The sequence below is a fragment of the Mesorhizobium sp. genome (assembly GCF_004963255.1).
GTDB lineage: Bacteria > Pseudomonadota > Alphaproteobacteria > Rhizobiales > Rhizobiaceae > Mesorhizobium.
This window is the reverse complement of the sequence record NZ_SUGA01000011.1, coordinates 1-14,324: the sequence shown is the minus strand read 5'-3', so window position 1 is coordinate 14,324 and position 14,324 is coordinate 1. Positions and strand designations below refer to the sequence as shown.

At 65.6% G+C, this 14,324-nt stretch carries 13 protein-coding genes; 8 read left to right on the top strand and 5 right to left on the bottom strand.

Features of this window, described 5'->3' with window-relative positions; all coding sequences use genetic code 11:
- Positions 1-111: 111 nt before the first annotated feature.
- A complete protein-coding gene (locus E5X34_RS14430) occupies positions 112-591 on the top strand; it encodes a DUF2852 domain-containing protein (protein ID WP_292565672.1) in 480 nt (159 codons plus the stop codon).
- A 121-nt stretch (positions 592-712) separates the two neighbouring features.
- Positions 713-1,471, top strand: coding sequence for a M48 family metallopeptidase (locus E5X34_RS14425; RefSeq protein ID WP_292565669.1), 759 nt, complete (start codon positions 713-715; stop codon positions 1,469-1,471).
- Between the two features lie 251 nt (positions 1,472-1,722).
- Here the strand turns inward: E5X34_RS14425 and E5X34_RS14420 are convergent, their stop codons facing one another.
- Positions 1,723-1,938 (bottom strand): hypothetical protein, encoded by a 216-nt coding sequence (locus E5X34_RS14420; RefSeq protein ID WP_292565666.1) that lies wholly within the window; start codon positions 1,936-1,938, stop codon positions 1,723-1,725.
- A 110-nt stretch (positions 1,939-2,048) separates the two neighbouring features.
- Between E5X34_RS14420 and E5X34_RS14415 the strand changes: the two genes are divergently transcribed.
- The 6 genes from E5X34_RS14415 (at position 2,049) to E5X34_RS14390 (ending at position 7,875) form a co-directional block, all read left to right on the top strand.
- Complete coding sequence (locus E5X34_RS14415; protein ID WP_292565663.1) at positions 2,049-2,708, top strand: phosphoribosylanthranilate isomerase; 660 nt, start codon at positions 2,049-2,051, stop codon at positions 2,706-2,708.
- 147 nt (positions 2,709-2,855) lie between these two features.
- Positions 2,856-4,076: a tryptophan synthase subunit beta gene (gene trpB, locus E5X34_RS14410; protein WP_292565660.1), complete on the top strand. Its 1,221-nt coding sequence runs from the start codon at positions 2,856-2,858 to the stop codon at positions 4,074-4,076.
- A 2-nt stretch (positions 4,077-4,078) separates the two neighbouring features.
- On the top strand, positions 4,079-4,918 hold the full coding sequence (trpA, locus tag E5X34_RS14405; RefSeq protein ID WP_292565657.1) for a tryptophan synthase subunit alpha: 840 nt from the start codon (positions 4,079-4,081) through the stop codon (positions 4,916-4,918).
- Positions 4,919-5,013: 95 nt separating this feature from the next.
- Complete coding sequence (gene accD / locus E5X34_RS14400; RefSeq protein WP_292565653.1) at positions 5,014-5,940, top strand: acetyl-CoA carboxylase, carboxyltransferase subunit beta; 927 nt, start codon at positions 5,014-5,016, stop codon at positions 5,938-5,940.
- Positions 5,941-6,076: 136 nt separating this feature from the next.
- A complete protein-coding gene (locus tag E5X34_RS14395; protein ID WP_292565650.1) occupies positions 6,077-7,402 on the top strand; it encodes a folylpolyglutamate synthase/dihydrofolate synthase family protein in 1,326 nt (441 codons plus the stop codon).
- Between the two features lie 53 nt (positions 7,403-7,455).
- A complete protein-coding gene (locus tag E5X34_RS14390; RefSeq protein WP_292565647.1) occupies positions 7,456-7,875 on the top strand; it encodes a VOC family protein in 420 nt (139 codons plus the stop codon).
- Between the two features lie 3 nt (positions 7,876-7,878).
- On the opposite strand, the gene E5X34_RS14385 is transcribed toward E5X34_RS14390, so the two are convergent.
- From E5X34_RS14385 to addB, 4 genes are all read right to left on the bottom strand, one after another.
- On the bottom strand, positions 7,879-8,160 hold the full coding sequence (locus E5X34_RS14385; RefSeq protein WP_027166948.1) for a cupin domain-containing protein: 282 nt from the start codon (positions 8,158-8,160) through the stop codon (positions 7,879-7,881).
- 130 nt (positions 8,161-8,290) lie between these two features.
- Positions 8,291-8,614 carry a thioredoxin gene (gene trxA / locus E5X34_RS14380; RefSeq protein WP_112129004.1) on the bottom strand — a complete coding sequence of 108 codons (324 nt, stop codon included), beginning with the start codon at positions 8,612-8,614 and terminating at the stop codon, positions 8,291-8,293.
- A 74-nt stretch (positions 8,615-8,688) separates the two neighbouring features.
- Complete coding sequence (gene addA, locus E5X34_RS14375; RefSeq protein ID WP_292565642.1) at positions 8,689-12,201, bottom strand: double-strand break repair helicase AddA; 3,513 nt, start codon at positions 12,199-12,201, stop codon at positions 8,689-8,691.
- Positions 12,198-14,324: double-strand break repair protein AddB (gene addB / locus E5X34_RS14370; RefSeq protein ID WP_292565639.1), on the bottom strand; the 2,127-nt coding region annotated here is incomplete at its 5' end. The genes addB and addA, both read right to left, overlap by 4 nt.

The following is a 14,324-nucleotide window of genomic DNA, read 5'->3' as shown; positions in this document are numbered from 1 at the left end:
TTCAGAAGCTTCGCCGGTTTTGGCCGGATTTGTCTTGAATAGCCCATTTCGCCTTCCCATTTCGATTCCACGCAGCCGGTTTGGCTGTCTCCAACGGAAGGATTGGGAGAAATGAATACGAGTGCATTGATCCGTCCGGCCTGGACGCCGGCCACCATCGCGCTGATGGTCATCGGCTTCATGGTGTTTTGGCCGCTCGGCTTCGCCATGCTCGCCTACATCATCTGGGGCGACCGGCTGGAAGGCTTCAAGCGCGACGTCAACCGCGCGACCGACGGCATCTTCGCCGGCTGCCGCCGCGGCTCCGACAAGGCGGCCCGATGGGGCCACGGCTCGGCTCGCACCGGCAACGTCGCCTTCGACGACTGGCGCGAGAAGGAGCTGGAGCGCCTCGCCGAGGAGCGCCGCAAGCTTGACGAGATGCTGACCGAGTTCGACGACTACGCCCGCGAGCTGCGCCGCGCCAAGGACCAGGACGAGTTCGACCGCTTCATGGCCCAGCGCAACAAGCATACCGCGCCGACCACCACCGGCTCGGCCGACAAGCCCGCTGCCAAGCGCGGCAAGGGCACGAACCTGCTCGACGACTGAGATCCTGCGACAGGTCTTGGGATGACACAACGGCGTCGCGTTCAGCGGCGCCGTTTCTTTTTTGTTCTCTTTGTAGCTTCCCTCCACTGGCCGTTTTTTTCGAATCGCGTATCGTCCAACCATGACCCTCGGCTTCTTTCGCAATCTGACCAAGCCAAAGCCCACCCCTGTGGTGGAGCGCGAACATTGCGTCGCCGGGCGAACTTTGCCGCTGAAGATCGTCGAAAGCGCCAGGGCCAGGCGGCTCACTTTGCGCATCGATTCCGGCGGCCAGGGCCTTCGCGTCACCGTGCCGCCCGGCCTGCGCCGGGGCGAGGTGGAGAAATTCCTCGACCGCCACCAAGACTGGCTGGAGCAGCGCCTGGCCAAGGTGCCGACCCGCCCGCAAGTGCGGCCCGGCATAAAAATCCCGATCCGCGGCGTGCCGCACCGCATCGTCCATGAGCCTTCGAAGCGCGGCACCGTCACCGTCTCGCGCGACGACCGCGGCCCGCTTCTGGTCGTCCATGGCGAGCGCATCCATCTGCCGCGCCGCGTCGCCGACCATCTCAAGCGCGAGGCCAAGAAGGAGATCGAGAGGCTGGTGGTCAAGCACACCGAGGCGATCGGCAAGCGCGCCAAGGCCATAAGGTACAAGGATACCTCCAGCCGCTGGGGATCATGCACCTCGGAGGGCAACCTCTCCTTCTCCTGGCGCATCATGATGGCCCCGCCGGCGGTGATAAACTACCTGGTGGCGCATGAGGTGGCGCATCTGAAGGAGATGAACCACGGCCCGAAATTCTGGAGATTGTGCGAGAAGCTGTGCCCCGACACCGACCGCTGCAAGGATTGGCTGAAGCGGAACGGCGGGGCGCTGCAGGCGATTGTGTTCGAGTAGCTCTCTGCTGTTGCGCGCATGCGCGCAACGTTTGAGACGACGGAGTTCCTTCGCGCCCCCTCTGCCCTGCCGGGCATCTCCCCCACAAGGGGGGAGATTGGCAGTTTCGCCGGCAGCGCCTCATCTACATCGGTGATTGGCGAAAGCCGGAGTGACATCTGATCTCCCCCCTCGTGGGGGAGATGTCCGGCAGGACAGAGGAGGCGCTGTCCCGCCAGCCTCTCTGCTATCGGCTTGAGCCCATTGGACGCTCAATCGTCATTCGCCGCGTTCAGCTCCTCCGGCCGCAGCCCTTCCTCGATATGCGGCCAGGGCAGGAAATCCCGGTCGAAGGCGTCGCTGCCGAAATACTCCAGCGCCCGGTGCGCCTCGGCGCCGTTGACGGCGGCCTTGTCGATCAGATGCGCGATCACCTCGCGCGCCTGCGCGATCTTTTGTCGGAGTTCGGCGACGGTCCGGTCGGCCATGATTATCCTGCTCTCGCCTGTGGTTCCTATATGAAGGTAGCGTTTTCCGCCGTGGTGGCAACAGCATGCTTTTTCTCGACTCTTTGGCCGTTTCGTGCCAAGCCCGGCCCATGACGCTCGACATCAAGATCTGCGGATTGAAGACCGACGCCGCGATGGCCGCCGCCCTTGCCGGCGGCGCCAGCCATGTCGGCTTTATTTTCTTCGCCAAGAGCCCGCGCTATGTCGAGCCGGCCGAGGCCGGGCGGCTGCGCGAAGCGGCGCGCGGCAAGGCCTTGGCCGTTGCCGTCACCGTCGATGCCGACGATGAGTTCTTGGATGACATCGTTGCAAAAATGCAGCCGGACATGCTGCAGTTGCATGGCTCCGAGACGCCGGAGCGCGTGGCGGAACTCAAGGCCCGTTACGACCTGCCCGTCATGAAGGTGTTTTCCGTCAGCGAGACAGCCGATCTCGGGCGTATAAAGCCGTTCGTCGGGATTGCCGATCGTTTCATGTTCGACGCCAAGCCGCCCAAGGGATCGCAGCTGCCGGGCGGCAATGGCGTCGCCTTCGACTGGCGCATCCTTGCCGGCCTTGACGCCGGGCTCGATTACATGCTTTCCGGTGGGCTCAACGCCGCCAATATCGGCGATGCCCTGAGACTGGCCAACCCTCCCGGAATCGATGTTTCGTCCGGTGTGGAAAGCGCTCCGGGCGTCAAGGATCCGGCGCTGATCGAGCAGTTTTTCCGGGCCGTCAGGGCCGCGCGCGACGACCGCGCCGCCTGAGCAGGCTCAAACCCGAGCATGTCCCGGAAAAGTGGAATCCGGTTTTCCGATAAGGACATGCTCGAAACCAAAATGCAGCATGTCCCGGAAAAGTGGAATCCGGTTTTCCGACAAGGACATGCTCACCAAGTCAAGGAGAGATCGGCGATGAACAAGCCGGCTATGCCCAATTCCTTCCGCACCGGACCCGATGAGCAGGGCATGTTCGGCATTTTCGGCGGCCGTTTCGTCGCCGAGACGCTGATGCCGCTGATCCTCGACCTCGAGGAGCAGTGGAACCACGCCAAGAACGATCCGGAGTTCAAGGCCGAGCTGCAGAACCTGTCGACCCACTATGCCGGACGGCCCTCAAAACTCTATTTCGCCGAAGGCCTGACGAAGCATCTCGGCGGCGCAAAGGTCTATTTCAAGCGCGAGGACCTCAACCACACCGGCTCGCACAAGATCAACAACTGCCTCGGCCAGATCCTGCTCGCCAAGCGCATGGGCAAGAAGCGCATCATCGCCGAGACCGGCGCCGGCCAGCATGGCGTGGCTTCGGCGACCGTGGCGGCGCGCTTCGGCTACCCTTGCGTCGTCTACATGGGCGCCACCGACGTTGCCCGCCAGAGCCCCAACGTCTTCCGCATGAAGCTGCTCGGCGCCGAGGTGCGGCCGGTCACTGCCGGCCACGGCACGCTGAAGGACGCCATGAACGAAGCCCTGCGCGACTGGGTCACCAATGTCGAGGACACCTACTACCTGATCGGCACCGCCGCCGGCCCGCATCCCTATCCGGAGATGGTGCGCGACTTCCAGTCGGTGATCGGCTCGGAGGCCCGCGCGCAGATGCTGGAGCAGGAAGGCCGGCTGCCGGATGTCATCATCGCCGCCGTCGGCGGCGGCTCCAACGCCATCGGCCTCTTCCATCCCTTCCTTGACGACAAGGAAGTCCGCATCATCGGAATCGAAGCGGGAGGGCGCGGCCTCGACGGCGTCGAGCATTGCGCCTCGATGAATGCCGGCAGGCCCGGCGTGCTGCATGGCAACCGCACCTATCTCTTGCAGAATGCCGACGGCCAGATCCTGGACGGCCACTCGATCTCGGCCGGCCTCGATTATCCGGGTGTCGGCCCCGAGCACTCCTGGCTGCGCGATTCCGGCCGCGTCCGGTATGAGCCGATCCTCGACGACGAGGCGCTGGAGGCCTTCCAGCTCACCACCCGGGTCGAAGGCATCATCCCGGCGCTGGAATCGGCGCATGCCATCGCCCATGCGATGAAGATCGTGCCGAAGATGGACAAGGACCAGCTCGTCATCGTCAATTTGTCCGGCCGCGGCGACAAGGACGTGCATACGGTGGCCAAGATGCTGGGCATGGAGATCTGACAATGACCACCCGCATCGACCGCCGCATGGCGAAGCTCAAAGCCGAAGGCCGTCCGGCTCTGGTCACCTACATCATGGGCGGCGACCCCGATTACGAGACCTCGCTGTCGATCATGAAGGCGCTGCCCGTCTCCGGCAGCGACGTCATCGAGCTCGGCATGCCATTCTCCGATCCGATGGCCGACGGTCCGGCCATCCAGGCGGCGGGTCTTCGGGCGCTGAAGGGCGGCCAGACCCTGGCCAGGACGCTGAAGATGGCGTCCGAGTTCCGCGCCGGCGACGACGAGACGCCGATCGTGCTGATGGGCTACTACAATCCGATCTATATCTACGGCGTCGACCGCTTCCTCGCCGACGCCAAGGCCAGCGGGATCGACGGCCTGATCGTCGTCGACCTGCCGCCGGAAATGGACGAGGAGCTCTGCATTCCGGCCCTCAAGGCCGGCGTCAACTTCATCCGTCTGGCGACGCCGACCACCGACGACAAGCGCCTGCCCAAGGTGCTCGAAAACACCTCCGGCTTCGTCTATTACGTCTCGATGACCGGCATCACCGGCTCGGCGCTTGCCGACACCGCCAAGGTCTCCGCGGCGGTCACCCGCATCAAGGGCCACACCGCGCTGCCGGTCTGCGTCGGCTTCGGCGTCAAGACCGCCGAGCAGGCGCGCGTCATTGGCGCCTCGGCCGACGGCGTGGTGGTCGGCACGGCGATCGTCAACGCGGTCGCCAATGTGTTGGGACCGAAGGGCGAGAAGACAGCCGATCCGGCCGAAGCCGTCGCCACGCTGGTCAGCGGCCTCGCCCAGGGCGTCCGTTCGGCCCGCCTTGCTGCCGCCGAATAGCCTGACTATTCCTCTACAAGCAGTTCCGGACGGAAAATCGCCACAGACTTTTCCTGGAATTGCGTGAAGTCCTTTCCAGGACGGGAGCCGAAGCCATGAACTGGATCACCAATTACGTTCGCCCGAAGATCAATTCGATGCTCGGCCGGCGCACCGACATGCCGGAAAACCTCTGGATCAAGGATCCCGAGACCGGCGAGATGATCTTCCACAAGGAACTCGAATCCAACCAGTTCGTCATCCCGGCCTCCGGCCACCACATGAAGATCTCGGCCAAGGAGCGGCTGAAATACTTCTTCGACGACGGCAAATACGAGGTGCTGGAAAATCCCAAGGTCGTCCAGGACCCGTTGAAGTTCCGCGACGAGAAGCGCTACACCGATCGTCTGAAGGAGGCGAAGGCCAAGACCAGCCTCGAGGATGCGATCCTCAACGGCGCCGGCACCATTGATGGGCTGCCGGTCATAGTCACAGTGCAGGATTTTGCCTTCATGGGCGGCTCGCTCGGCATGGCCGCCGGTGAGGCCATCGTGCACGCCTTCGAGGTCGCGCTGCAGCGCAGGCGGCCGCTGATCCTGTTCGCCGCCTCCGGCGGCGCCCGCATGCAGGAGGGCATCCTGTCGCTGATGCAACTGCCGCGCACCACGGTAGGCGTCGACCGGCTGAAGGAAGCCGGCCTGCCCTATATCGTCGTGCTGACCAACCCCACCACCGGCGGCGTCACCGCCTCCTACGCCATGCTGGGCGATGTCCACATCGCCGAGCCCGGCGCTCTGATCGGCTTTGCCGGGCCGCGCGTCATCGAGCAGACCATTCGCGAAAAGCTGCCCGACGGTTTCCAGCGCGCCGAATATCTGATGGAGCACGGCATGGTCGACATGGTCGTCTCGCGCCTCGAGATGCGCCAGACAATCGCGCGGCTCCTGAAGATGCTGCTCAAGATGCCGCAAGCCGAGAAGCCGTTGGAGCCGGAGATCCTGCCGCCGGCGGTGGTCAACGCCGAGGCGCGGCCGCAAGCCTAGGCGGGATCGGCCTGACGCCACACCGTTCGCCGCGAACCGCGATTTGCGCCGTCCGTTCTGTGCTGTAGCCTCTGATTTGCGCATGGCCGTTTCGAAACCGATTCCCGGCTTCGGAAGCATGCGCTAGGATTCCGCCATGACAACGCTCTCCGCCGAACGCGAAATCGAACATCTGATGACGCTGCATCCGAAAGGCTTCGACCTTTCGCTGGACCGCGTCACCCGGCTTCTCGAACGCCTCGGCAATCCGCAGGACCGGCTGCCGCCGGTCATCCACATCGCCGGCACCAATGGCAAGGGCTCCTGCGCCGCCTTCTCGCGCGCGCTGCTGGAGGCGGTCGGCCATCTCGTCCATGTCCATACCTCGCCGCATCTGGTGAACTGGCATGAGCGCTACCGGCTGGCGGCCGAAGGCGGCGGCAAGCTCGTCGAGGACGAGGTTTTCGCGGAGGCCATCGCCCGCGTCGCCGAAGCCAATCAAGGCCAGAAGATCACCGTCTTCGAGATTCTCACCGCCGTCACCTTCATCCTGTTTTCGGAGCATCCGGCGGAGGCGGCGATCATCGAGGTCGGCCTTGGCGGCCGTTTCGACGCCACCAACGTCATCAAGCGGCCGGCGGTTTCGGTGATCATGCCGATCTCGATGGACCACGAAGCCTATCTCGGCGACCGCGTCGAGCTGATCGCCGCCGAGAAAGCGGGCATCATGAAGCGCGGCTGCCCGGTGGTGATCGGCGCCCAGGAAAGCGACACCGCGCTTCAGGTGCTGATCGAGACGGCCGAGCGGCTGGATTGCCCGACCGTGATCTATGGCCAGGATTTCCTCGCTTTCGAGGAGAATGGCCGCATGGTCTACCAGGACGAGGACGGGCTGATGGACCTGCCTTTGCCGCGTCTGCCCGGGCGCCATCAATACGCCAACGCCGCGGCGGCGATCGCCGCCGTCAAGGCGGCTGGCTTCGAGATCGGCCATCGCGCCGCCGAGCGGGCGATGATCCATGTCGCCTGGCCGGCACGCATGCAGAAGCTGACGCAGGGCAAGCTGGTGGAGCTTGCGCCGAAAGGGTCCGATATCTGGCTGGACGGCGGCCACAATCCCGGCGCCGGCATCGTCATTGCCGAGGCGCTGGCCGAGCAGGAGGAGAAGAATCCGAGGCCGCTGGTGCTGATTTCCGGCATGATCAACACCAAGGACCAGACCGGCTATTTCAGCGCCTTCAAGGGTCTCGCCCGCCATGTCTACACCGTGCCGGTGACCAACAGCGATGCCGGTGTGCCGAACGACGAGCTGGCGTTGCGGGCCGAAGAAGCGGGCCTGTCGGCCGAGCCCGTCAGCTCCGTCGCCAGCGCGCTGATGCTGTTGCGCGACTCCTGGGACGGCCCGGCGCCGCGCATCCTGATCGGCGGCTCGCTCTATTTCGCCGGCGCCGTGCTGGCCGAAAACGGCACGCCGCCGACCTAAGGTCAGGTCGAGACAGCGCTGCGGATTTCGGCGGGGGCCGAAAGGAACCGGCCATGATCAAAGTCAGGCAGCTCGCCCATGTCTGCATCTTCGCGCACGACCTGGAGGCGACGCGCTCCTTCTATCGCGATGTGCTCGGCATGGACACAAGGTTCAATTTCCTGCGCGACGGCAGGATTTTCGGCTTCTATCTCGACTGCGGCGGCCGCAGCCATGTCGAGGTCTTTGAAAAGCACGAGGCCAGCTACAGCGACCGCCACCAGATCAACCACTTCTGCCTGGAGGTGGAAGATATCGACGCGGCCGTCGCCCATATTCGCTCGAAAGGCGTCGAGGTGACGCCGAAGAAGCTCGCCTGCGACGACACTTACCAAGCCTGGATCAGTGACCCCAACGGCGTGAGGATCGAGCTGTTCGAATACACCGGCAAAAGCGCGCAGTTCGCCGGCGGCGATCGCGTCGCGGACTGGTGACGGCTACTTCAACTCTATCTCGATAAAAGCGTACTCGCCGTCATTGGCGTTGATGACGTCGTGCTCGACGCCCTCACGGCGGAAATAGGGCGCGCCTTGCTTCATCTCGGCGAAGGATTCGCCGTCCTTGGTCACCAGCTTCACCTTGCCGTCCATCAGCGGCACGACGACATAGTCGTGGCCGTGTCGGTGCCAGCCGGTGTTGGCGCCCGGCGCGAAGCGATATTCGGTGACGATCACCCGCTCATTGTCGACATGGACTGTGGCCTTGGCTGTTCCGGTCATGGCATTCTCCTTTTCTTGTAGAAGAGGAGATGGCGGGCGCGAACGTCAGGGCCAGGGCGCCATGAGCGATGGCGCCAAAGAAAAGCCCGGCGCGATTGGCCGGGCTTGTTCGTTGGATATCCGAATTGGCTCAGGCGATGGCGCCGTTGATCCAGTGCGACAGCGCCGTCTTCGGCGCGGCACCCACTTTCATGTCGGCCACTTCGCCGCCCTTGAAGATCATCAGTGTCGGGATCGAGCGCACGCCGAACTGCGCGGCAAGCTCGGGATTCTCATCGATGTTGAGCTTGGCGATCTTCACCTTGGAGCCGAGCTCCTTGGCAATCTCTTCCAGCGACGGGCCGATCATCTTGCACGGGCCGCACCACTCGGCCCAGAAATCCACCACGACCGGCTCCTTGGCGTTGAGCACATCGGCCTGGAAATTGCCATTGTCGACCTTGACGGTGGCCATGCTGAAATCCTTTCGAAAACTCGGGTTGCACCAAATGTGGTGGTTGTGGCGGCGATGTTCAAGCAGTTCTTGTGTCACGCTCCCGTGAGTCGGGCAAGGGCGTCGTCCATGGCCGCCGCCGGCAGCTCGATCAGCCGCGGCGCCTCGGTGAACAGCAGCGCCGCCGTCACCTCGCGCCCCGGATAGAGCGGCTGGAGCAGCGCCCGGTAGAGCGCAAGCTGCAGTACATAGGCAGGCGGCACTTCGGCCAAGTTTGTGGGGGCCGGCCGATTGGTCTTGTAGTCGACGATCGACACTTTTTGCGCAGTGACCGCCAGCCGGTCGATCTTGCCGGAGATGGAACGCAGCCTGCCCTTCACCTCGATGTTGCCCATGATCGCGACTTCCGCGCGCGACGACGGCCAGAACAGCGCCCCGAAGCGATCGTCAGAGAGGATGGAGAGCACCGCTTCCATCGCCCTGTCGCGCTCGTCCGCCGGCCAATCGGCGCCGGCGCGCGCCAGATAGCGCTCGGCCGCACCGTGCCTTTCCGCCTCGGCGATGCCGGGCAGCATCTGCAGCAATTTGTGCAGGGCAAGGCCGCGCAAGACCGCGAAGCCGGGCTCGGCGGCAGCGTCGAGCACCGGCGAGCGCGTATCGGGGACGGCATCTTTCGCTTCCTCGATCAGCGCCGACGCGCCGGAGGGCGAAAGCGGACGCGGCAGCTCCTCATAAGGCGGCAACGGCTGGAATAGTCCGTCCGGCAGCGGCGCGGCATGCTCGATTCGATGCTCGGCTTCGCCCTTTGCCAGCGCGACGGGTGGCAATTTCGTCATGTGGAAGCGATGCACGGCCACATCGGCCGTCGCCGGATGCCGCCGCTCCGAACTCTCGGGCGCACCGAGCAGCGCGCGGCTGACGACCGAATGCCAAGTGCCCGTGCTGGGCTGCCGCTTGCCGTGATAGCCGCAGACGATCAGCCGGTCCTCGGCGCGCGTCATGCCGACATAGAGCAGCCGCCGGTATTCGTCGTCCGCCAGCTCGCGCGCCCGCACCGAGGCCGCCTTCGAGACGCCGTTGGCGACATCGCTGGCCGAGCGCCATAGATAGCCCTTGCCTTTCCATTGCGTCCCCGAGCTCTCGAACGGCATCAGCCGCGGCAGATGCTGGTCGCTGAACGGCGCCGAGCCGCCATCGACCAGGAAGACCACCGGCGCTTCCAGGCCCTTGGCGGCGTGCACGGTCATGACGCGGACCTCGTCGCGTGTCTGGTCCATCTCGCGCTTGATCTCGGGGCCCGCATTCTCCAGTGTCGACAGGAAGGATTCCAGCCCCGGCAGTCCGGTCCGTTCCTCGGCCAGGCAAAAGCTCAGGAATTCGTCGAGGATGTCGCCGGCTTCGGGTCCGAGCCGCGCCGTCATCTTGCGGCGCAGCTCGTCGCGCGCCAGCGCCGCGGCGTAGAATTCGAAGACCGGCTTGAACGCCACTTCGGTTGCCCAGCCATCGAGCCGGCTAACGACAGCGGCGAGCGAAACATCCTCGGCCGCGTGATGCCTGAGTGAGGCGATCAGCGACTGGCCCTTCGGCCTTTGGCCGGCAAGCGCCAGCAAGGTCTCCTCGGAGACCTCGAAGATCGGGCTGCGCAGCACGGCGGCCAAGGAAAGATCGTCCTCCGGCTGGATCAGGAAATGCCCGAGCGCGATCAGGTCCTGCACGGCGATATGGCCGGGCAGGCTGAGCCGATCGGCGCCGGCGACCGGGATCTGCCGGTTCTTCAGGCTGCGCGACAGCGCATGGACGAAGCGATCGCGCTTGCGCACCAGCACCAGGATGTCGCCGGCGGTCAATTTCCTGCCCTTGCCTTCGATCACCTCGCCTTGCTTGAGCCAGGTCTGGATGGTCGTGGCGACATGCTCGGCGACGCGCACCGCGGGAGCGCTGGCATGGTTGACCGGCAGCGTCCAATCGTCCGGCTCCTCGACCATTTCGGCGCCGACCGAAGGCCACACCTCGACATAGCCGGGCGCGTCATTGCGGATCGCCTTGTGGCTGAGCGGATCGGGATCGTGGCTGATGCCGCGCCGCACGCCGGGTTCCGCGAAGACGCGGTCGACCGCGGCCAGCACGTCGTCGCTCGAACGGAACGACCAGGTGAGCTTCAAGTTGGCGAAGGCGGCTTCAGCGTCGCGCACGCGCCCGGCAAACAACAGCCGGCTTTCGGCAAAGGAATCGGGCGCCGCGCCCTGGAAGGAGTAGATCGACTGCTTTTCATCCCCCACGGCAAAGATCGTGCGCGTCACGGCCTCGCGCTGGCCGAGCCCGGCGAAGAACTCTTCCGTCAGCTTCTTCACCACTTCCCACTGGTCGGGGCTGGTGTCCTGCGCCTCGTCGAGCAGGATATGATCGATGCCCTGGTCGAGCTTGAACTGCACCCATGGTCCGGCATCGGGCCGTGACAGCAGGCTCACGGTGCGGGTGATGAGATCGTTGAAGTCGAGGAAGCCTCGTCCGCGCTTCAACTGCTCGTAGCGCGCGATCAGCCAGCCGGCGACGGTGAGCGCCGCCGCCGTCCCTTCCAGCATGCGGAACAGCGCCAGCCGGTCCGACACGTCGAGGATCGCCCTGGCCGTCGCAAGGTAGCGGTCGGGCAAATCCGGCAGCCGGTCGACCAGCGCCTTCTTGAAGATCTTGGCCGGCTCATAGGGGTGGCCGTCGGCCTTGAGAAAGGCCTTTGCCAGCAGCCGCAGCCGCCGGATCGGGTCGGCTTCGGCGAAGGCGCCCCGGGCGTAAGGGATGACATTGTTCAGCACCTGGCGCGCGTCGGCGGCCTCGGCGGCTTGCGCGAATTCGGCGAATTGGCCGGGATCGAAGCCAGGCAGCGGCCAGAGCGAAGCGGCGATGCCCTCGGCCGTCTGCCCGGGCCCGAAGCCGAATTCGGCGAAGAGCAGCCGGAAATCCCGATCCCTGCCGAGCTTGGCGATGAAATCGCGCAACTCGTCGCGCTTGCCGACGATCTCGGCAAGCAGGGAATCGAGCCCGAACTCGCCGCCGCGCTCCAGCACGGTGGCGAAGGCTTCCGCCAGGCCTTCGACGCCGGCGCCGGCACCCGAAATCATGTCGCGGCGGGCATCGGCGAACAGCGAGGCCTCCATCTGCGGATCGAGCATCTCGAAATGCGCCGGGATGTTGGCTTCGAGCGGGAACTGGTGCAGCACGGATTCGCAGAAGGCGTGGATGGTCTGGATCTTCAGCCCGCCCGGCGTCTCCAGCGCCTCGGCAAACAGGCGCCGCGCGCGCCGCATCGTGTCGCGGTCGGCGCCGCGGCCGTCCAGCGCCGCGATCCTGATCGCCAGCTCCGCATCGGGCAGCGCTGTCCATTCCGACAGGGTGGAGAACACGCGGTTCGACATGTTTGCGGCGGCAGCCCGCGTATAGGTCAGGCACAGGATCTTCGACGGATCGGTGCCGTTGAGCAGGAGACGGATGACGCGCTGCGCCAGCACATGCGTCTTGCCCGAGCCGGCATTGGCCGACACCCAGGCGGAATAGGCAGGATCCGAGGCGCGCGCCTGGCTGGCGGCGGTATCGGAGGGGATCGGATATTTCATCCTTCCGCCTCGTCTTCGCTGGCGCCACCCGCCGACCATTCCAGTACGCGCGCCAGATGGTCGTAATCGCCGTCGGCCTCGCCCTCGCGAAACGGAAGGGCGCGCGACAGATAGCCGGTGGTCGGGTCGGCATAGTGGAAGAGCAGACGCTCCAGCCGCGCCCAGGCTTCCTCGGACAGGTCATTGGCGGTGCGGGGCTTGCGGTTGTATTCGAGAATCGATTCCTCGAACACCTCGCCATTCGGCTTCAGCCGCACGAAGGCAAGCTGCGAGGGCTCGCGAATGCCGAGTTCCTTGAAGGCGCCGCGCCTGAGCAGCGCGCCCTCCAGCGCGAGCTGTGGCGACAGCAGCGTATGCGCCTGCGCTTTCGAGGGCGAGGAGCCGGTCTTGTAGTCGAGTATGTCGGCCATGCCACCGGCGAGCAGATCGACGCGGTCGGCATAGCCGGACAGCGTCACGCCGGTGCGGCCGACCACCGTCTTGTCGGCGCGTTCCTCGGCATAGCGCATGGCGACCGCATCGGCGCGGGTATGCTCCCATTCGATGATGTTCTCGGCGAGCTTTTCGAAACGCGGCCACCAGATGGCCTCGATATCCGGTGGAAGCTTTGCCTCGGCAAAGCAGAGACGGCCGGCTTCGATGAGGCTCGAGAGCGCATTCGGCGCCCTTGGATCCTCCACCCGCCGCGAGAACAGATGCAGGATCTCGTGGAACAGCGTGCCGCGTTCGGCCGCGCCCGGATCGCGGATCAATGGCTCCAGCGGCGAGAGCCCGAGGATGCGCCGCGCATAGACCGCGTAGGGGTCGCGGCGCAGCGTCTCGATCTCGGTGACGGAGAAATGCAGCGGGCGCATGCTGAGCGGCGGCCTGGGCTGCGGGCGGGGGGCAAAATCCTTCTTCTCGCCGGCATCGAGCGCGCGCGCCCAGCCGAGCAGCGCGTCGCCGCGCGCGCGAAGGGCCGCCGCCGGCTCCTTGCCGATGAAGGTCAGCATGCGCTGCAGCCAACGCGACGGCACGGCCGGCGCGTCGCCGGAGCGCGCCGAACGCGTCAGCACCACTTCCGCCGCGCCCATCGCCATCTGGAAATCATGCGCGGCAAGGCCGATGCGCCGTTCAGGCGGTTCGAGGTCGATGCCGGTCTTCATCAGCCGCGACATGAAGCGGTCGCTCTCGGGCTTGCGCGGCCAGACCCCTTCATTGAGCCCGCCGATGACCAGCGTGTCGACATTCTGCAATCGCGCTTCCAGCGCGCCCCAGATGGCGATGTTGCGGTCGGTGCCTTGCGCCGGCTTCACCGTCTCCGGCGCGATCAGCGCTTCCATCACGTCGGGCCATTCCGAAGCGGCGAAGGTGAAGGGCGAGGCTGCGGCGACCAGCCCGCGCAACAGCTCGGCGAGTTTTTCTCCGGCGTCGCCGGCATAGAGCTCGGCGAGGTTCCCGTCGGCGGCGCGGCCCAGATCCTCCAGCGCGACGACGCTTGCGCTGGTCAGCGTCGCGATGTCAGCGTCCTTCTCGTCGCGGATCGCGGTGAGCGGCGAGAGCGCCTTGGAAAGGCGGCCAAGCATGCCGTGCGCCTGCTCGATGCCGCGCACGGTCAGGCGCGAAAACCAGAAGGGCTGGCGGGTGTCGCCGCTCAGTTCCGCAAGCCGCGTCTCGAAAAGCACGCCGAGCGATGCGACATCCGGCCGGCCTGTGCCTCCTCGTAAGGCGACCAGCTCGACGAGCTCGGCCGCCTTGCGCACGGCCTGGCGTTCGAGACCGAGCCCGAGCAGCGGATGCTTGAGCAAGGAGAGCAGGCTTACCGGGTCGCCGGGCCGGAACGCGGCGCTCAGCGCGAGCCTGAGCAGGCTGGCGGCTGGCGTGTTGATGAGCGGCGCGCCGCCGGAATCGTCGGCGACGACGCCGAAGCGCAGCAGTTCGGCCGAAACCCGTCGCGCCAGCGCGCGGTCGCCGGTGACGAGCGCCGCGCGCTTGCCTGGGATCTCTACGGCGCGCCGCAACGCAATGGCGATTGCCGCCGCTTCGTCGCGTTCGTTCGCCGCCTCCACCAGCTTCACGCCGGCAAGCGCCTGTTCGATATCGTCTGCCGTGAAGCGCGGCCGCGTCTCGGTCCAGTATTCGGT